This is a genomic window from Nitratireductor sp. StC3 (assembly GCF_003015025.1).
GTDB lineage: Bacteria > Pseudomonadota > Alphaproteobacteria > Rhizobiales > Rhizobiaceae > Mangrovimarina > Mangrovimarina alexandrii.
This window is the reverse complement of the sequence record NZ_PYBP01000007.1, coordinates 84,640-102,040: the sequence shown is the minus strand read 5'-3', so window position 1 is coordinate 102,040 and position 17,401 is coordinate 84,640. Positions and strand designations below refer to the sequence as shown.

The following is a 17,401-nucleotide window of genomic DNA, read 5'->3' as shown; positions in this document are numbered from 1 at the left end:
CCTTTACGATCCCGTTCTAGGATGCAGTCGGGGTAGCCGGCATGCCGGCATTTTGGGCCGCAATCAGGGATTGGGACGATGAAGCGCTGCATGATCATCGACGACTCCAGCATTATCCGCAAAGTCGTCAATCGGATTTTGGGAAGCCAGGACACCGTGGTCGTAGAGGCTTCCAACGGCACCGACGCCCTGGCGATGTGCGCCACGCAAATGCCCGACACGATCATCGTCGACTGCGTGCTGCCCGACATGGCCTCCAGCGACTTCATCCGCGACGTCAAGGCGCTGCCCGCTGGCAAGAACGTGCGCATCCTGATCTCGATCCTGGAATTCGATATCGGAACCATCATGCGCGCCAAGCGCGCTGGGGCGAATGGCTACATGTTCAAGCCGTTCAACCGGGCGCAGCTCGTCGAGCGGTTTCGCGAATTGCAGGAAGCCGCGTAGGCCGGCCGCGCCCGCCTGTCCGCAGCCGTTGGCACCGTGTCGGTGGGATTTCCGACCTTTGGGCATGCGGCTTGACCTGTGTCCCGCTCCCGTAAAAGAGCCGGTCGCGTTCTGAGACCTGCAACGAATTGAAACCCGGAACGGAACGAAAAATGCCCGGCATGGCCGGGCATCGTCTCGGATCCTGAGGCCCGTCCCGGTCAGGCGCTGGCGCGTACTTCCTCGGGTTCGCGCAGCACATACCCACGCCCCCAGACCGTCTCGATGAAGTTCTGGCCGCCGGAGGCCGCGTCGAGCTTCTTGCGCAATTTGCAGATGAAGACGTCGATGATCTTCAGTTCCGGCTCGTCCATGCCGCCGTAAAGGTGGTTGAGGAACATCTCCTTGGTGAGCGTCGTGCCCTTACGCAGGGAGAGAAGCTCCAACATCTGATATTCCTTGCCGGTCAGATGCACGCGCTGGCCGCCGACCTCCACCGTCTTGGCGTCGAGATTGACGATCAGGTCGCCGGTGGTGATGACGGACTGGGCATGGCCCTTCGAGCGGCGCACGATGGCGTGGATGCGTGCCACCAACTCGTCCTTGTGGAACGGCTTGGTCATATAATCGTCGGCACCGAAGCCGAGGCCGCGAACCTTGTCCTCGATGCCGGCGAGACCCGACAGGATGAGGATCGGCGTCTTGACCTTGGAAAGCCGCAGCGTGCGCAAGACCTCGTAGCCGGACATGTCCGGAAGATTCAGGTCGAGCAGGATGATGTCGTAGTCGTAGAGCTTGCCAAGGTCGACACCTTCTTCACCGAGATCGGTGGTGTAGACGTTGAAGCTCTCCGACTTGAGCATCAACTCGATGCTCTGCGCCGTGGCACCATCATCTTCGATCAAAAGGACGCGCATCTCATTCCCCTTCTCTGCCGCCCGACCGCCGTCGCGGCTCGACCGTCCCGGGAGCAGCCATTACGTGAATCGGAGGCTGCCAGCAAATGGTTAACAAAATCTGATTCAGTCTGGCAAGCGCAGGCCAAACGTTGAGCACGTTTTGTCACCGTCTTGAATCCACACATGAATCTTCGATCACGCTCGTTAATGTTCTGGCTTAGAAAACCGGCATAAGCGACTCAGGCGACTCAGCTTGTCGGTTTCGTCTCCGGCGAACCAGGTTTCTTTACCCGGCCTTAAGCCCTCCCCACTATGATTAACGGTGCCCGTAAACGAATGGTTACCGCGACAGAGAAAGTTGAGGATATCTGTGGTGGCGGCCGCGACCGGGGGGACGCGCGACGAGTTCGATGCGCGCGATCGTGAGTAGCGTAGTGTGGAGTGTGGGTTATGAAATCACGTGGAAACCTGGTGCGACTGAAACAGTTCAAGGTCAGTGAAGCCCGCCGGCAATTGGCTCAGATCGATGCGATGATCGCAGATTTCGACCGTATGGCCTCTGAATTGGACGCCCAGATCCTGCACGAGGAAAAGAAGTCCGGCATCACCGATACGTCGCATTTCGCCTATCCCACCTTCGCCAAGGCGGCCCGTCAGCGCCGGGACAACCTCAACAACTCGCGGCTCGACCTGATCGAGCAAAAGGCCAATGCAGAGGCGGCGCTGGCCGAGGCGGAAGCCGAACTCGCCAAGGCCGAACAACTCGAGACGCGCGACACACGCGTACGCGAGGCCGAAAACGAACTGCGCCGCGCCATCGTCGGCTGATCCTGGCACCAGAACCGCCACGCCTCCCGCTCCCCCGGCGGGCGGACGTTTTCTCGCGATGCTACGCTCAACAGACCCGCCGCGTGCGGTCTCACCGCATGGCGCGGCTGTCCCTGCCGTCATTGCTGGCTTATAGGGCGGGGATGCGTTATCTGCTGCCCGTTCTGCTTTTTGCCGCGACCTTGTGCTTTGCGCTCGGGATCGTCCTGCCGCTCCTGCGCGTCGACAGGCTGCTGGTGTTCACCGAGGAGCCGTCTCTCGTCGGCCTGGTCTTCGGCCTGTGGACCGCGGGCGACTGGCTGCTGGCCCTGCTTGTCGGGCTGTTTTCGATCGCCTTGCCGACGCTGAAACTCGGATTGCTGCATGTCGCCGCCTATGCCGGCGACGGCGCGCACCGGTCAGTGCCGCGCTGGTTGGCAGCCCTGTCCAATTGGTCGATGCTGGATGTGGTTTTGGTCGCCCTGGTGATTTTCGCCGCCAAGACCAGCGGTCTGGCCGCGGCCGCCGCCCAGCCCGGCCTTTGGTTTTTCGCCGCCTCGGTGGTGTTGACGGCGACGGCGGCGGCGCTTGTGCGCCACCGGTGACGGCAACCGGACTATCTAGTGGCGATATTGCTGGATACGCGTGGTACGCAGGCCCGCCAGGCCGTATTCGTCGATCGACGCCTGCCAGGACAGGAACTCCTCGACGGTCAGCTTGTAGCGCTGACAGGCCTCGTCGAGGCTGAGCAGACCACCGCGAACCGCCGCCACGACCTCCGCCTTGCGGCGGATCACCCAGCGCCTCGTGTTCGAAGGCGGCAGGTCGGCAATGGTGAGCGGGCTGCCGTCTGGCCCAATAACGTACTTAACGCGAGGTCTAACCAGCTCGGTCATTGCACTCTCTGAACTACTCACTCAAACACTAATCCTCACCAGACTAGACCCACAGCTTTAAAAAAGCGCTAAACGTTCCACACCGCCCTGTTGCGAAACGAGACTGGATAAAACTTGAGCGTTTTGGGCCCATTCGGCGGACGCGACCAGCATCGTCCGCTCTACCCCGCCGCCGACTGGCGATAGCGGTCCGCTTGACCTATCTAAGGGGTGTTGGCATTACCGCCGCGACTTCGAACGACGAGCCGTATCGATCATGAACAGTCTCGACCTTCCGGGCCGCCCGCAAGATACACGCGTCGTCGTGGCGATGTCGGGCGGCGTCGATTCCTCCGTCGTCGCCGGGCTGTTGAAACGCGAAGGCTACGACGTCGTCGGAATCACGCTGCAACTCTACGATCATGGCGAGGCCGCGCACCGGTCCGGGTCGTGCTGCGCCGGCCGGGACATCGAGGACGCGCGGCGCGTGGCGGCAACGCTCGACGTGCCGCATTACGTGCTCAATTACGAAAAGCGTTTCCGCGAGGCCGTGATCGCTCCCTTCGCAGCCAGCTATCTGTCCGGCGAAACGCCTATTCCCTGCGTGGCCTGCAACCAGACGGTCAAGTTCGCCGATCTTCTGGCGACCGCGCGCGAGCTCGGCGCCGACGCGCTCGCCACTGGACACTATATCCGCTCGCGCGCCAACGGTGCGCACAGGGCACTGTACCGCCCGGCCGATGCCGATCGCGACCAGAGCTATTTCCTGTTCGCCACCACCCAGGAGCAGGTCGATTATCTGCGCTTTCCGCTCGGCGGCATGGCCAAGAACGCGGTGCGCGCGATGGCCGAGGAGATGGGGCTCAGCGTTTCGGGCAAGCAGGACAGCCAGGATATCTGCTTCGTGCCGCAGGGCCGCTACGCCGACATCATCGCCCGGCTGAAGCCTGAAGCGGCCACGCAAGGCGACATCGTCCATATCGACGGGCGCACGCTCGGCCGTCACGAAGGCATCGTCAACTACACGATCGGGCAGCGTCGCGGCATCGGGATCGCGGCCGGCGAGCCGCTTTACGTCGTCGAGCTCGACGCACAGAGCGCACGCGTGATCGTGGGACCGCGCGAGGCGCTCGAAACCCGCCAGGTGACGCTGCGCGATTTCAACTGGCTGGGCGACGGCGCGCCCGAGACCCTGCCGGCCGAAGGCATGGAGGTCTTCGCCCGCGTGCGCTCGACGCGACCGCCGGGGCCGGCCGTCCTGCACTGGCGCGACGGCGCGGCGGTGGTGGAGCTTCTCGACGGCGAGACCGGCGTGGCGCCAGGACAGGCCTGCGTGCTTTATTCCGACCCCGGCGATGAAGCGCGGGTGTATGGCGGCGGCTTCATCGAACGCTCGCGCCGCGCGGACGAGGCCGAAGCCGCCCTGGCGCGCCTGCGCACCGTGTCGGCGCATGGCTGAGTGAACAGCCGGCGCAGCGCGTCGGCGCGATCGCCCACTCTAATCGTGAATGACCGTTCCGGCGGTCAGTATTTTCAGAACCGTGACCGCTTCCTCGCCGGTCGTGCGCGGTTCGGCGCGCGTGTCGAGACAGTCGATGAAATGCTCCAGTTCGCGGGTCAGCGGCATGCCCTGCTGCACCTCGACATAAGACGGCTCGTTGGCCGTGAACGCCCACTGGCCGGAATCCTGCCACACCGCATGGCGGTAGACGGCGAGCTTGCGCTCCCAGGGCTCGACATCGTCGAACACCGCCATCGCCTTGGTGCCCACGACCGTCAGCCGCCTTTCCCGGTAGGGATTGAGACGCGAGGTGAACAGATGGCCGCGCACGCCACCGGGAAAAAGCATGTGCAGATGCGCGAAATCGCTCAGATTGTCGAGGATCGCGGCCCCTTCTCCGCGCACTTCCAGCGGCGCGGTGCCGGTAATGGCCAGGATCATCGACAAATCGTGCGGGGCGAGGTCCCACAGCGCGTCGTTTTCGGTGTGGAACTTGCCCAAGCCGAGCCGATGCGAGTGGATATATCTGACTTCGCCGAGCTCGCCCTTGTCGATCAGCGCCTTCAGGGTCTCGAAGGCGGGATGGAAGCGCAGCACATGGCCGACCATGAAGACGCGGCCATGCGCGCGCGCCGCGGCGACGGTGCGCTCGGCGTCGGCAACGGTCAGCGCGATCGGCTTTTCGACCAGCACGTCCTTGCCCGCCGTGACCAGCCGTTCGGCGAACTCGGCATGGTATTGCGGCGGCAGCGCCAAAACCACCGCGTCGACATCATCGCGCCGGTGGAGCTCGTCCGGCGCGATGGCCAGACATTCCTGTTCGCTGGCAAAACCTTCCGCACGCGCGCCGTTGGCGTCCGAGACGGCATGAAGGACGCCGAGCTTCTTGAGAGTCCGGATGTGGTTGCTCCCCCAGTAACCGCATCCAAGAACTGCAATACGTGGCGCCATATGACACTAGCCTGACAGGTTTGGCCTGACATATCCATCGCCCGGCGCGAACTCAACCCCTACGGCCCGTTTGAAGACACGCTGCCGGCGACCGCCATCCGCCGCGCGGACGCGACGGCAATCGACCCGCCCGCCGGCATGCCCGGCTCAGGCGAGCGTGTAGGCGGTCTTCACCGTCGTGTAGAACTCGGCCGCGTAACGGCCCTGCTCGCGCGGCCCGTAGCTGGAGCCCTTGCGTCCGCCGAACGGCACGTGGAAATCGACGCCGGCGGTCGGCAGATTGACCATCACCATGCCGGCCTCTGCATTGCGCTTGAAATGCGTGGCGTGCTTCAGGCTGGTGGTGCAGATGCCTGCGGAAAGCCCAAAGGGCGTATCGTTGGCAACCGACAGCGCTTCCTCGTAATCCTTCACCCGAATGACCGAGGCCACCGGCCCGAAAATCTCCTCGCGCGAGATACGCATGGTGTTGCTGGCCTCGGTGAACAGCGCCGGCTGCAGGTAAAATCCTGGCGTCTCGCGGTTGAGGCGCTCGCCGCCGAAGGCGAGCTTTGCGCCCTCGTCGCGACCGATGGCGATGTACTTCTCGTCCTGCGCCAACTGATTCTCGTCGACCACCGGGCCGATCTGCGTGCCCTCTTTGAGCGCGTTGTCGACCACCAGCGCGCGCAGCTTTTCGGTCGCGGCCTCGACGAAGCGGTCGTGAATGCCTTGCGTCACCACCAGCCGCGAGGAGGCGGTGCAGCGCTGGCCGGTGGAAAAGAAGGCACCGTTGACGGCGCAGTCGACCGCGGTCGCCAGATCGGCGTCGTCGAGCACGACCAGCGGGTTCTTGCCGCCCATCTCGAGCTGCACCTTGCGCATGTGTTTTGCGCAGGCGGCCGCCACACGTGTGCCGGTCGCCACCGAACCGGTAAAGGTGATGGCATCGACGTCGGGGCTGTCGAGCATGGCCTGGCCGACGACGGAGCCCTTGCCCATGACAAGATTGAGCACGCCCTTGGGCAGGCCGGCGCGATGGAGAATGTCGACGATCGCCCAGGCGCAGCCCGGCACCAGTTCGGCCGGCTTGAACACGACCGTGTTGCCGTAGCACAGCGCCGGCGCGATCTTCCAGGCTGGGATGGCAATCGGAAAATTCCACGGCGTGATGATGCCGACGACACCGACCGCCTCGCGGGTGATCTCCACCCCGACGCCGGGCCGGACCGACGGCACGGTCTCGCCCGCCAGTCTAAGCGCTTCGCCAGCGAAGAACTCGAAAACCTGACCGGCGCGCACCGTCTCGCCGATACCCTCCGGAAGCGTTTTCCCTTCCTCGCGGGCCAGCAGCCGGCCGAGTTCGTCCTTGCGGGCGAAAATCTCGTCGGCCGTCTTGCGCAGGATCGCATGACGCTCCATCAGGCCGGAACGCGACCAGGCGGGGAACGCTGCCCGCGCGGCGCGGATGGCGTCGGCAGCCTGATCGCCGGTGGCGCCCGCATAATGGCCGATGACATCGTTCGTATCGGACGGGTTGATGTTGGCCACTCCTTCGCCGTCCACCCAAACGCCGTCGATGAGGTTGCGATGCAGTTCCGCCATGGTCTGTTCCTGTCCTGTTTTTTCCAGCTCGGTCCGCTGTCATGTGCGCGCCCTTTAGCGCGGATTTCCGGCTCTGCGTCAACGGGAGATGTGGCGGCAGGGCGCGCTGCCGATACGGCAACGCCGCTCGGGGCCCGAAACCGGCGATCCTGGCGACCTATCGAGCGGCGCCGCTGAGGAACGCAACACACATGTCGACGGCGGCAAGACGCTCCTGCCGGTCCGGATGCGTCTTCAGCAAGGCTTCTCCCAACATAAAGGATTGGGCAATCGCGGCGCGGCGGCGCGCCTCACCACCGGAAAAACCGAGCGCGCCCATCAATTCGAGGAAAAATTCGGCCCGCATCTCGTCGACCTTGCGCACCGTTTCGGCGGCGAGCTTCTCGCGCCGCGCCCAGGAGCGCACCGCAAGCTCGATGTCCGCGCCGTGCTTGTCGGGCGGCGTGTTGGCCGGCAGCGACAACAGCCGCGCCAGCCGCTCCTTGCCGGTGCCCTCCTCCGAGCGGGCCCAGCGCGTCACCTGAATGGTGGCGCGGTCCATCCAATGTTCCAGCACGCGCTCGACCAGATGCTGGCGATTGCGGAAATGCCAGTAAAAGCTGCCCTTGGTGACGCCGATCTCGCGCGCCAGTTCCTCGACCCGGATGTCGTCGAAATTCGCCTTGGCGATATGCCGGAAGGCCGCGTCGATCCATTCGCGCTCCGTCAGCCGGTTGCCGCCGGCGGCGGAACTGCGAAGACTGGGCTCGTTTCGATCGGACGTAATCGACATGAAGGCACCGACGGCAATTGGCATTTTCGGCCATGATTGCAATGACCATACGCAACCGTATTGACATGTTTTATGCTTTACGGCAACGTTTGGAAAATAAACAGAAAATAACATACGCTACCGTATAGGAACTTTTCGCAATGCAACATTCCAGGCGAGTGGATTTGTGCATTGCAGCGTGCGCCGGGCCTGACTTCATGCCACGGATAGCGCGCCGGGTTCGGCCTCGACGCCGGCCTAGACCATAGGGCAGCGCCCCGCAGGAGGCGGGACGCGCTCAAAGCAACAGGGAGGTCTTCGATGAAAGTGAAATTCGCGCTTGCCGGGCTTTGCGGCCTTTTCGCCGCGACGCCGGCCCTTGCCGACATCTCGGTCTGCATCACCGTTTCGGCCACCGGCCCGGCGGCCTCGCTCGGCGTGCCGGAAAACAACACCATCCCCATGCTGCCCAAGGAAGTGGCCGGCGAGGCAATCAACTACATCTCCTTCGACGACGCGACCGATCCGACGGCGGCGGTCAAGAACGTGCGTAAATGCATCGAGGAGCAGAAGGCCGACCTTCTGATTGGCTCGTCGACGACGCCCACGACGATCGCGGTCGCCGGCGTTGCGGCCGAGACCAAGACGCCGGTGCTCACGCTTGCCCCCGTCGGCCTGCCGGAGGAATCGGAGGTCTGGGCGTTCCGTACGCCGCAGCCGGTCAGCCAGATGGCGGGCGCGCTGGTGGAACACATGACCGCGAACGAGGTCAAGACGCTCGGCTTCATCGGTTATGCCGACGGCTACGGCGAATTGTGGCTGAACGTCATGAACAAGGCGCTCGAAGGCACCGGCATCACGATGGAGCCGATCGAGCGTTTCGCGCGCAACGACACCAGCGTGACCGGCCAGGTGCTGAAGCTGGTGGCGGCCCGGCCCGACGCCGTGCTGGTGGTGGCCTCGGGCACGCCGGCGGCCTTGCCCAACCTGGCACTGGCCGAGCGCGGCTATGAAGGCCAGATCTACCACACCCACGGCTCGGCCAGCCTCGACTTCATCCGGGTCGCCGGCGCCTCGGCCGAAGGCAGCATCCTGCCTGTCGGCCCGGTCGTTGTCGCCGCCCAGTTGCCCGATTCCCATCCCTCCAAGGCGCTCGGCGTCGAATACACCAAGGCCTACGAGGCCGCGCATGGCGAAGGCTCGCTGTCGTCCTTCGGCGGCCATATGTTCGATGCCGGCCAGATCATCCTGGCAACCGTGCCGGTCGCCCTGGAAAAGAGCGCGCCGGGCAGCGAGGAGTTCCGCGCCGCGCTGCGCGACGCGCTGGAAAACATGAACGAGGTCGCGGGCGTGCACGGCGTCTTCAACACCTCGCCGGACGACCATTACGGGCATGACGAGCGCAGCCGCGTGCTGGTGAGGGTCGAGAACGGGGCTTGGAAATATATGGAATAGGCCTCGTCATGGTCGCCACGGCGAGGAGTTCCGGCCCGATGTCTGCCCTGTTTGCCGAACCCCGGGTGTGCATGACCCGGCGCGACGACGGCTCGACGATCCTGTCGAGCCCCGTCGCGCTGCCCGAGCCGGCGCGCTGCGTCGGCGCATGGCTGGTCCGCTGGGCCCGGGACGACCCGCAACGGACCTTCCTCGCCGAGCGCGACGACCCGGCAGCCGCCTGGCGAACCATCACCTACGGCGAAACGCTGACCAGGGTGCGCGCGATCGCCGCCTTCCTTCTCAAGCGCGGCCTTTCGGCGGCGCGGCCGGTCGCCATCCTGTCGGACAACGCCATCGACCATGCGCTTCTGGCACTTGGGGCCATGCATGCCGGCGTTCCGGTGGCGACCGTCTCGCCGGCCTATTCGCTGATGTCTCAGGATCACGAAAAACTGCGCGCCATGATCACCCTGCTGCAGCCGGGTCTGGTCTATGCCAGCGACGAGGCGCTGTTTTCGACCGCCCTGGCCGCGGTCGCCGACCGCCATGACGGTCTCGTCGTCACCAGCCGCCTTGCCGAAAATGGCGTGGCAACCGATTTTGGCGCGCTTTTGGCCGAAAGCGACGATGCGGCCGTCGACGCCGCCTTCGCCGCCGTCGGCCTCGACACGACCGCGCGCTACCTGTTCACCTCCGGTTCGACCGGCGCGCCGAAAGCGGTGATCAACACCCACCGCATGCTGACGGCGAGTCAGGAAGCCAAAGCGCTGACCTGGCCGTTTCTAGCCAGCGAGCCGCCGGTGATCGTCGACTGGCTGCCGTGGAGCCACACATTCGGCGCCAACCACAATTTCAACCTTGTGCTGCGCAACGGCGGCACGCTTTATATCGACGCCGGCAAGCCGGCCCCGCATCTGTTTCATCACACAGTCGCCAATCTGAAGGAAGTCGGCCCCGACATCTGTTTCAACGTGCCGCGCGGCTTCGACATGCTGATCGGCGCGCTGCGCGACGATGCGGACCTGCGCCACCGCTTCTTCACCCGCACCAAGGTCATCTTCTATGCCGGCGCGGCCCTGCCGCAGAACCTGTGGGCGGCGCTGGAGACGATGGCGCGCGAGACCACCGGCGCGGCGGTGCCGATGGTGAGTTCATGGGGTTCGACGGAAACCGCGCCGCTCGCCACGGACTGCCATTTCCAGGCCGAGCGCAGCGGCAATATCGGCATTCCGGTTCCCGGCACCGAACTCAAGCTGGTGCCGGCCGGCGACAAGCTCGAAATCCGGGTGCGCGGTCCGAACGTGACGCCGGGCTATCTGAAGAACAACGACCTCACGCGGGCGGCCTTCGACGAGGAAGGGTTTTACAAGATCGGCGACGCGGTGCGGCTCGCCGACCCGGAGCGCCCCGAACGCGGGCTGTTCTTCGACGGTCGCGTGGCGGAGGATTTCAAGCTGATGTCGGGCACCTGGGTCAGCGTCGGCGATCTGCGCGTGCAGGGCATCGCCGCGCTCGATCCGGTCGCGCAGGACATCGTCGTCACCGGCCACGATCGCGAGGAGGTCGGCTTCCTGGTGTTTCCCAACGCTGCGGCCTGCCGAAAGCTGGCCGGGCTGGGCGACGACGCGCCGCTCAGGGCCGTGCTCGATCACGAGCGGGTGCGCGCGCATGTGCGCAATGGCCTGGCCGCGCTCAAGGCGCGCGGCGGCGGCTCCTCGCGCCATGCGACCCGCGCGCGCCTGCTCGATGCCACGCCCGCCGTCGACGCGGGTGAAATCACCGACAAGGGTTACGTCAACCAGCGCGCCGTACTCTCCCGCCGAGCCGACGAGGTTAAACGTCTGCACGGCGAGGATCCGGCCGATTTCATCGGCCTCGAATAGGTTAACGACCGCTCATCGGACGAGCGGCATCGACAGGGCGGGCAGGACTTGGACGTCACCATCGCACTCTTCCTGATCCAGGACGGCATCATCAACGGCGCGATCTACGCGCTGTTGGCGGTGGCGCTGGTGCTGGTGTTCGCGGTCACCCGGGTGATCCTGATCCCGCAGGGCGAATTCGTCACCTTCGCCGGCCTGTCGCTGGCGGCGATGGAAACCGGCAGCGTGCCCGGCGCGGTCTGGCTGCTGCTTGTGCTGGCGGCCGCTGCAGCGGCCATGGACGCCGGCGCCGCGCTGCGCGAACGCAGCCCCGCCAAGGCCGTGCGGCTTGCCGCGTGGAACCTTGTGCCGGCGATCGCCATCGCCGCGGCGGTGCTGGCGATGGTGCCGCTCCAACTCGGGCTCGGCGTCAACATCGTGCTGTGCGCGGCGCTGATCGTGCCGATGGGCCCCTACCTCTATCGGGTCGCCTTCCAGCCGCTCGCCGACGCCTCGGTGCTGGTGCTTCTGATCGCGTCTGTCGGCGCGCATCTGGCGCTCACCGCGCTCGGCCTGGTGCTGTTCGGCGCGGAGGGCTACCGCACCTCGCCGGTCGTGTCGGGCTCGTTTCAGATCGGACCGCTATTCGTCACCGGCCAGAGCCTGCTGGTGGTCGGTGCCACGCTGGCGCTGCTTGCGGGGCTGGCGCTGTTCTTCGGGCGCACGCTGATCGGCAAGGCGCTGATGGCGTCTGCGATCAACCGGCGCGGCGCACGCCTGGTCGGCATTCCCACGATGCTGTCGGGGCGGATCGCGTTCGCCATGGCCGCGGCGATCGGCGTGGTTTCGGCGGTGCTGGTCGCGCCGCTGACCACGCTTTATTACGACAGCGGTTTCATCATCGGGCTCAAAGGGTTCGTGGCCGCCATCATCGGCGGGCTCGGCGCCTATCCGGCCGCCGTCGCCGCCGCGCTCGCCGTCGGTCTGCTGGAGGCGTTTTCCTCATTCTGGGCCAGCGCCTTCAAGGAAGTGATCGTCTTCGCCTCGATCCTGCCGGTGCTGTTGTGGCGCTCGCTGACCTCCACCCATGGCGACGAGGAGGATTAAGGCCGGTGAACCGACGCGACCTCACCCGCTTTTTGGTCTTCGCCGCCATCATGGTCGCGATCCCGTTCCTGCCCTTCGTGCCGGATTTCTGGGTCACCCTGCTCGATTTCGTCGGGCTGGCCAGCCTGGTCGCGCTCGGGCTGGTGATGCTGACCGGCGTCGGTGGCATGACCTCTTTCGGCCAGGCCGCTTTCGTCGGCTTCGGCGCCTATGCGACAGCACTTTTGACGACGGCTTATGGCTGGTCGCCCTGGCTGACCCTGCCGGTGTCGCTCGCCGTCACCGTGGCCGCCGCGCTTGTTATCGGGCTGGTCACGGTCAGGCTGTCGGGCCACTATTTGCCGCTCGGCACCATCGCCTGGGGCATCTGCTTTTATTATCTGTTCGGCAATCTGAAGACGCTGGGCGCCTATGACGGCATTTCCTCGGTGCCGCCGCTTTCCATATTCGGCATGCCGCTTCTCGACAGCCGGTCGTTCTATTTCGTGGTCTGGGGTTTCGTGCTCGCCGCGATCCTGGCGACCGCCAACCTGCTGGATTCGCGCGTCGGGCGCTCGATCCGCGCGCTGCGCAGCGGCGCGGCGGCGGCGGAGTCGGTCGGCGTCAATGTCTGGCGCGCCAAGCTCACCGTGTTCGTCTATGCCGCGCTGCTCGCCGGCCTGTCGGGCTGGCTCTACGCCCATTTCCAGCGCGCCGTCACACCGGGCGTGTTCAGCCTCACCGTCGGCATCGAATATCTGCTGATGGCCGTTCTGGGCGGCGCGGGTTACATTTACGGCGCCATCCTCGGCGCGGGCATCGTCGTGGTGTTGAAGAATTTCCTGCAGGACCTGTTGCCGCTTTTCTTCGGGGCCGGTGGCAATTACGAGGGCATCGTGTTCGGCATCCTGCTGATCGTCATGCTGCAGGGCGCGCGCGACGGGCTGTGGCCGGTGATCGCCGGCCGGCTCGGCAAAGCGGCGCCGCGCGTCGTCGACGCGACCGGCACCCTGCCCGGCCGCGGCTTCGACGCCGGCGACGGCGCCCTGCTGCGTGTCCAGGGCGCGCGGCGCCTGTTCGGCGGGCTAGTCGCGGTCGACAACGTCTCCTTCGAGGTCGGTCGCGGCGAGATCGTCGGCTTGATCGGGCCCAACGGCGCCGGCAAGAGCACGACCTTCAACCTAGTGACGGGCGTGCTGGCGCTGTCGGGCGGGGAAATCCATTTCGAAGACGAACGCGTCGACGGGCTCGGCCCGGAACAAATCGCGGCCCGGCGCATCGCGCGCACCTTCCAGCATGTCAAGCTGGCGCCGACGATGAGCGTGCTCGAAAACGTCGCCATCGGCGCGCATCTGCGCGGCCGGGCCGGCATGGTTTCGGGCATCATGCGGCTCGACCGCGAGGAGGAGCGCAGGATCTTCGGCGAGGCGGCGCGCCAGATCGAGCGCGTCGGGCTTGCAGAAGCCATGCATCAGCCGGCCGGCGCGCTGGCGCTCGGCCAGCAGCGCCTGGCCGAAATCGCGCGCGCGCTCTGCCTCGATCCGAAATTGCTGTTGCTGGACGAACCGGCAGCCGGGCTGCGCCATCTGGAAAAACAGGCGCTCGCCGACCTGATCCGCCGGCTGCGCGACGAGGGCATGAGCGTGCTCCTGGTCGAGCACGACATGGATTTCGTCATGCAGTTGACCGACCATATCGTGGTCCTGAATTTCGGCGCGCGGATCGCCACCGGCGCGCCCGCCGAAATCCAGCGCGATCCGGCCGTCATCGAGGCCTATCTGGGGAGCCCGGCGTGAGCGCGCTGCTGGAAGTCGGCGATCTGTCGGTCAATTACGGCCGCGTGGAAGCCGTACGCGCGGTCTCGCTGGCCGTGCAAAGCGGCGAGATCGCGACCGTCATCGGCGCCAACGGCGCCGGCAAGACCAGCCTGCTTGCGGCGATCATGGGACTTTTGCCGTCGCGTGGGCGCGTCGTCTTCGACGGCCAGGACCTTGCCCGCGTGCCGGCCGAGGAGCGGGTGGCGATGGGTATCAGCCTGGTGCCGGAGCAGCGCGACCTGTTCGGCACGATGAGCGTGGCCGACAATCTCGCGCTCGGCGCTTTCCGGCGCGGACGCGCCGAGATCCCGGCGCGCCTGGAACGGGTCTACGCGCTTTTTCCGCGGCTCGAGGAACGGCACCGCCAGGAAGCCGGGACGCTGTCGGGCGGCGAGCGGCAGATGCTCGCCATGGGGCGCGCATTGATGGCCAGGCCGCGCCTGTTGATGCTCGACGAACCGAGCCTGGGTCTGGCGCCGCTGATCGTGCGCGACATCTTGCAGACCGTGTCGGAACTGCGCGACGAGGGCGTGTCGATCCTGCTGGTGGAACAGAACGCCCGTGCCGCCCTGCGGATCGCCGACCACGGCTACGTGATGGAACTCGGCGCGGCGACGATGCGCGGCCCGGCCGGCGAACTCGCCGCCGACCCCCGCGTGGCCGAAATCTATCTCGGCGCCGCGCACGGCATGGCCTGAACGATAACGGACCGGCCTGGTCCGGTTTCTTCGCGGTTTGCGACGGGACGACAGAGCCGGCCGCGTGCGTTATCGTCGCGCGACAGCGGCGCTGCTTGTCGACGCCGCTGCCTGTTTCCACGGCCACCATGAAGGGCATCGATGGCGGATCGGCGCAAAAACATCCTCTTCATCATGTATGACCAGCTCCGGTTCGATTATCTGGGCTGCACGGGACACCCGCACTTAAAGACGCCGCATTTCGACCGCGTCGCGGCGATGGGCGTACGCTTCTCGCGCGCCTATGTGCAGTCGCCGATCTGCGGCGCCTCGCGGATGAGCTTCTACACCGGCCGCTACGTCCATTCGCACGGCGCGAGCTGGAACGGCTACCCGCTCAAGGTTGGCGAGAGCACGCTCGGCGACCATCTGCGCAAGGCCGGCATGGACGCCGTGCTGGTGGGCAAGACCCATATGCGCGTCGACGCCGACGGGATGGAGCGGCTCGGCCTGTCGCGCGACACGATGATCGGCGCGCGGGTGGCCGAGTGCGGCTTCGACCTTTGGGAGCGCGACGACGGGCTATGGGGCAAGGGACCCGACGGCTACTACGATCGCGGACCGCAACCCTACAACGACTACCTGAAAGCCAAAGGCTATCCAGGCGACAATCCCTGGCACGATTTCGCCAATGCCGCGCTCGACGAAAACGGCGACATGGCCTCGGGCTGGTTCATGAAGAACGCCGGCCGGCCGGCCAATATCGCCGAGGAAGATTCCGAGACCCCGTATATGACGCGGCGGGCGGAGGAGTTCATCGCCTCCGCACACGACCGGCCGTGGCTGTGTCACCTGTCCTACATCAAGCCGCACTGGCCCTATATCGTTCCGGCACCCTATCACGCGATATACGGGCCGGCGGATGTGCAGCCGGCCATCCGCTCGCAACGCGAGCGGCAGGACCCGCACCCCGTCTACGAGGCCTTCATGAACAACCAGATCGGCCGCGCCTTTCAGCGCGAGGCGGTGCGCGAAAAAGTGATTCCCGCCTATATGGGCCTGATCAAGCAATGCGACGACCAGCTCGGCCGGCTGCTCGCCTTCCTGCAGGAGCGGGGCGACCTCGCCGACACGATGATCGTCATCACCTCGGACCACGGCGATTATCTCGGCGACCACTGGCTGGGCGAAAAGGATCTGTTTCACGAACAGTCGGTCAAGGTCCCGCTGATCGTCTACGACCCGTCGCCGGAGGCCGACGCCACGCGCGGCACGGTCTGCGACCAATTGGTGGAATCGATCGATCTAGCCGCCACCTTCATCGAGGCCGCCGGCGCGGCGGTGCCGGACCATATCGTGGAGGGCCGCTCGCTGCTGCCTTTCGTGCACGGCAACACGCCGGAGACGTGGCGCGACTTCGCGGTGTCGGAATATGATTACGGGCCGACGCCGATGGCGGCCGAACTCGGTGTCGCCCCGGACCGGGCGCGGCTGTTCATGGTGGCGGACCGGCGCTGGAAATACGTCCATGCCGAAGGGTTTCGGCCGATGCTGTTCGACCTGGAGACCGACCCGGACGAATTCCGCGATCTCGGTGGCGATCCGGACCATACCGATGTTGCCGCGATGATGGCCGAGCGGCTGGCGGCCTGGGCGCGGCGGCCGTCGCAACGCACCACGCGCTCAAACGCCGAGATCGAGGCGATGCGCCATGGCGGCGGCCGCACCGGCATTCTGATCGGTCTCTACGACGACGCCGAGGTCGACCCGGAACTCACACAGGCTTATCGCGGCCGGCCGGGACGCGATTAGGTCCGTTCCGAAATGGGTTGACGCCACGGCGCACGGTTTTCAGGCCTGGAGGGCGGCCCAGAGATCGCGCAACTGGCCGGCGGAGGCGAGCGGCACGCCGCAGGCTTCCAAAGCCCGCGCGGTCGCGCGCACGATTGCGGCATTGTCCGCGGCGACCGTGCCATCGGGCAGTTGCAGATTGTTCTCGAAGCCGACACGGGCATGGCCGCCCATCAGCGCGGCGGCGGTCACGCAGGCCGTCTCGCGCGGCCCGAACGCGCACAGCATCCAGTGCGCAAAGCGGTCGGCCGGCCCGTCGAGAAAAGGTAGCAGGTCGCGCGGCGTCGAGCGCTGGCCCGGCACGTAACGGCCGAGCACGAACAGGACCGGCACCGTTTCGAACGGCACCAGCCCGCGGCGCATCAGCCCGGCGAGCCGCGTCGCCTCCTCGGGCGCGTAGAGAATGATCTGCGGGGTAATGCGTTCGCGGGCGAGCCAGGCCAGAAAACGCAGGAACTCGGCCTCGTCGGCTGGCTCGCCGGCCAGTTCGCGCAGGGCCAGCGAGACGGCCTCCGGCCGCGTCTCGCGCACCACCTGCATCTGTTGGGCGGGCGTGTAGGCCCCGAGCGCTTCGCTGGTGACCTGAACGATGAGATCGTTGCCGACCGCGCCGCGCACGGCATCGGTTGCATGCCGATAGGCCTGGGCGTCGAGCAGATGCGCGCCCTGCCGGTCGCGCACGTGCAGATGGATCATCGCCGCGCCGGCCTCGCGGCAGGCGAAAGCCGTTTCGGCCAGCTCCGCCGGCGTCAGCGGCAGGGCCGGATGGTCGGCCTTGGTGCGCCGACCGCCATTGGGCGCGACGGCAATCGCGACCGGCCGCGGATCGGGCTGGTAAGCGTGCGGGACGCCGCTCATAAAACACCGTTCATTGCAC

General features: G+C 66.1%; 16 protein-coding genes. 10 read left to right on the top strand and 6 right to left on the bottom strand.

Annotated features, from left to right (window positions below):
- The first annotated feature begins 78 nt into the window (after positions 1 to 78).
- Positions 79 to 447, top strand: coding sequence for a response regulator (locus C7T96_RS15615; protein ID WP_106572179.1), 369 nt, complete (start codon positions 79 to 81; stop codon positions 445 to 447).
- Between the two features lie 200 nt (positions 448 to 647).
- On the opposite strand, the gene ctrA is transcribed toward C7T96_RS15615, so the two are convergent.
- Positions 648 to 1,343, bottom strand: a complete 696-nt coding sequence (gene ctrA / locus C7T96_RS15610) for a cell cycle two-component system response regulator CtrA (RefSeq protein ID WP_106572178.1) — start codon at positions 1,341 to 1,343, stop codon at positions 648 to 650.
- 432 nt (positions 1,344 to 1,775) lie between these two features.
- On the opposite strand from ctrA, the gene C7T96_RS15605 reads away from it, so the two are divergent.
- Positions 1,776 to 2,153, top strand: coding sequence for a flagellar export protein FliJ (locus tag C7T96_RS15605; RefSeq protein WP_106572177.1), 378 nt, complete (start codon positions 1,776 to 1,778; stop codon positions 2,151 to 2,153).
- A gap of 143 nt (positions 2,154 to 2,296) precedes the next feature.
- Entirely contained in the window at positions 2,297 to 2,737 is a 441-nt protein-coding gene (locus C7T96_RS15600) for a paraquat-inducible protein A (RefSeq protein ID WP_106572176.1), read from the top strand.
- Between the two features lie 15 nt (positions 2,738 to 2,752).
- Here C7T96_RS15600 and C7T96_RS15595 read toward each other — a convergent pair whose 3' ends face one another.
- On the bottom strand, positions 2,753 to 3,028 hold the full coding sequence (locus C7T96_RS15595) for a DUF1153 domain-containing protein (RefSeq protein WP_106572175.1): 276 nt from the start codon (positions 3,026 to 3,028) through the stop codon (positions 2,753 to 2,755).
- A gap of 256 nt (positions 3,029 to 3,284) precedes the next feature.
- Here C7T96_RS15595 and mnmA point away from each other — a divergent pair, with 256 nt between their 5' ends.
- Positions 3,285 to 4,466: a tRNA 2-thiouridine(34) synthase MnmA gene (gene mnmA / locus C7T96_RS15590; protein WP_106572174.1), complete on the top strand. Its 1,182-nt coding sequence runs from the start codon at positions 3,285 to 3,287 to the stop codon at positions 4,464 to 4,466.
- A gap of 39 nt (positions 4,467 to 4,505) precedes the next feature.
- Here the strand turns inward: mnmA and C7T96_RS15585 are convergent, their stop codons facing one another.
- The 3 genes from C7T96_RS15585 to C7T96_RS15575 form a co-directional block, all read right to left on the bottom strand.
- Positions 4,506 to 5,459, bottom strand: a complete 954-nt coding sequence (locus C7T96_RS15585; RefSeq protein WP_106572173.1) for a Gfo/Idh/MocA family oxidoreductase — start codon at positions 5,457 to 5,459, stop codon at positions 4,506 to 4,508.
- Between the two features lie 147 nt (positions 5,460 to 5,606).
- Positions 5,607 to 7,043 (bottom strand): aldehyde dehydrogenase family protein, encoded by a 1,437-nt coding sequence (locus C7T96_RS15580; protein ID WP_106572172.1) that lies wholly within the window; start codon positions 7,041 to 7,043, stop codon positions 5,607 to 5,609.
- A gap of 157 nt (positions 7,044 to 7,200) precedes the next feature.
- Complete coding sequence (locus C7T96_RS15575; protein ID WP_158264391.1) at positions 7,201 to 7,815, bottom strand: TetR/AcrR family transcriptional regulator; 615 nt, start codon at positions 7,813 to 7,815, stop codon at positions 7,201 to 7,203.
- 300 nt (positions 7,816 to 8,115) lie between these two features.
- Here C7T96_RS15575 and C7T96_RS15570 point away from each other — a divergent pair, with 300 nt between their 5' ends.
- From C7T96_RS15570 to C7T96_RS15545, 6 genes are all read left to right on the top strand, one after another.
- A complete protein-coding gene (locus C7T96_RS15570; RefSeq protein ID WP_106572170.1) occupies positions 8,116 to 9,249 on the top strand; it encodes an ABC transporter substrate-binding protein in 1,134 nt (377 codons plus the stop codon).
- Between the two features lie 38 nt (positions 9,250 to 9,287).
- Complete coding sequence (locus C7T96_RS15565) at positions 9,288 to 11,114, top strand: feruloyl-CoA synthase (protein ID WP_245414153.1); 1,827 nt, start codon at positions 9,288 to 9,290, stop codon at positions 11,112 to 11,114.
- Between the two features lie 48 nt (positions 11,115 to 11,162).
- Positions 11,163 to 12,200 carry a branched-chain amino acid ABC transporter permease gene (locus C7T96_RS15560; RefSeq protein WP_106572168.1) on the top strand — a complete coding sequence of 346 codons (1,038 nt, stop codon included), beginning with the start codon at positions 11,163 to 11,165 and terminating at the stop codon, positions 12,198 to 12,200.
- A 50-nt stretch (positions 12,201 to 12,250) separates the two neighbouring features.
- On the top strand, positions 12,251 to 13,975 hold the full coding sequence (locus C7T96_RS15555; protein WP_106572278.1) for a branched-chain amino acid ABC transporter ATP-binding protein/permease: 1,725 nt from the start codon (positions 12,251 to 12,253) through the stop codon (positions 13,973 to 13,975).
- Positions 13,972 to 14,694, top strand: coding sequence for an ABC transporter ATP-binding protein (locus C7T96_RS15550; protein WP_106572167.1), 723 nt, complete (start codon positions 13,972 to 13,974; stop codon positions 14,692 to 14,694). Before C7T96_RS15555 ends, C7T96_RS15550 begins: the two co-directional genes overlap by 4 nt.
- Before the next feature lie 141 nt (positions 14,695 to 14,835).
- Positions 14,836 to 16,485: a sulfatase-like hydrolase/transferase gene (locus tag C7T96_RS15545; RefSeq protein WP_106572166.1), complete on the top strand. Its 1,650-nt coding sequence runs from the start codon at positions 14,836 to 14,838 to the stop codon at positions 16,483 to 16,485.
- A 39-nt stretch (positions 16,486 to 16,524) separates the two neighbouring features.
- On the opposite strand, the gene C7T96_RS15540 is transcribed toward C7T96_RS15545, so the two are convergent.
- Positions 16,525 to 17,382: a 3-keto-5-aminohexanoate cleavage protein gene (locus C7T96_RS15540; protein ID WP_106572277.1), complete on the bottom strand. Its 858-nt coding sequence runs from the start codon at positions 17,380 to 17,382 to the stop codon at positions 16,525 to 16,527.
- Positions 17,383 to 17,401 lie beyond the last annotated feature (19 nt).

What these genes read in the sequence shown, in the direction of transcription:
- C7T96_RS15575 (WP_158264391.1), bottom strand. Translation starts at nt 7,815, where the DNA reads ATGTCGATTACGTCCGATCGAAACGAGCCCAGTCTTCGCAGTTCCGCC.
- C7T96_RS15615 (WP_106572179.1), top strand. Translation starts at nt 79, where the DNA reads ATGAAGCGCTGCATGATCATCGACGACTCCAGCATTATCCGCAAAGTC.
- mnmA (WP_106572174.1), top strand. Translation starts at nt 3,285, where the DNA reads ATGAACAGTCTCGACCTTCCGGGCCGCCCGCAAGATACACGCGTCGTC.
- ctrA (WP_106572178.1), bottom strand. Translation starts at nt 1,343, where the DNA reads ATGCGCGTCCTTTTGATCGAAGATGATGGTGCCACGGCGCAGAGCATC.
- C7T96_RS15545 (WP_106572166.1), top strand. Translation starts at nt 14,836, where the DNA reads ATGGCGGATCGGCGCAAAAACATCCTCTTCATCATGTATGACCAGCTC.
- C7T96_RS15605 (WP_106572177.1), top strand. Translation starts at nt 1,776, where the DNA reads ATGAAATCACGTGGAAACCTGGTGCGACTGAAACAGTTCAAGGTCAGT.
- C7T96_RS15585 (WP_106572173.1), bottom strand. Translation starts at nt 5,459, where the DNA reads ATGGCGCCACGTATTGCAGTTCTTGGATGCGGTTACTGGGGGAGCAAC.
- C7T96_RS15565 (WP_245414153.1), top strand. Translation starts at nt 9,288, where the DNA reads ATGTCTGCCCTGTTTGCCGAACCCCGGGTGTGCATGACCCGGCGCGAC.
- C7T96_RS15595 (WP_106572175.1), bottom strand. Translation starts at nt 3,028, where the DNA reads ATGACCGAGCTGGTTAGACCTCGCGTTAAGTACGTTATTGGGCCAGAC.
- C7T96_RS15580 (WP_106572172.1), bottom strand. Translation starts at nt 7,043, where the DNA reads ATGGCGGAACTGCATCGCAACCTCATCGACGGCGTTTGGGTGGACGGC.
- C7T96_RS15600 (WP_106572176.1), top strand. Translation starts at nt 2,297, where the DNA reads ATGCGTTATCTGCTGCCCGTTCTGCTTTTTGCCGCGACCTTGTGCTTT.
- C7T96_RS15570 (WP_106572170.1), top strand. Translation starts at nt 8,116, where the DNA reads ATGAAAGTGAAATTCGCGCTTGCCGGGCTTTGCGGCCTTTTCGCCGCG.
- C7T96_RS15540 (WP_106572277.1), bottom strand. Translation starts at nt 17,382, where the DNA reads ATGAGCGGCGTCCCGCACGCTTACCAGCCCGATCCGCGGCCGGTCGCG.
- C7T96_RS15555 (WP_106572278.1), top strand. Translation starts at nt 12,251, where the DNA reads ATGGTCGCGATCCCGTTCCTGCCCTTCGTGCCGGATTTCTGGGTCACC.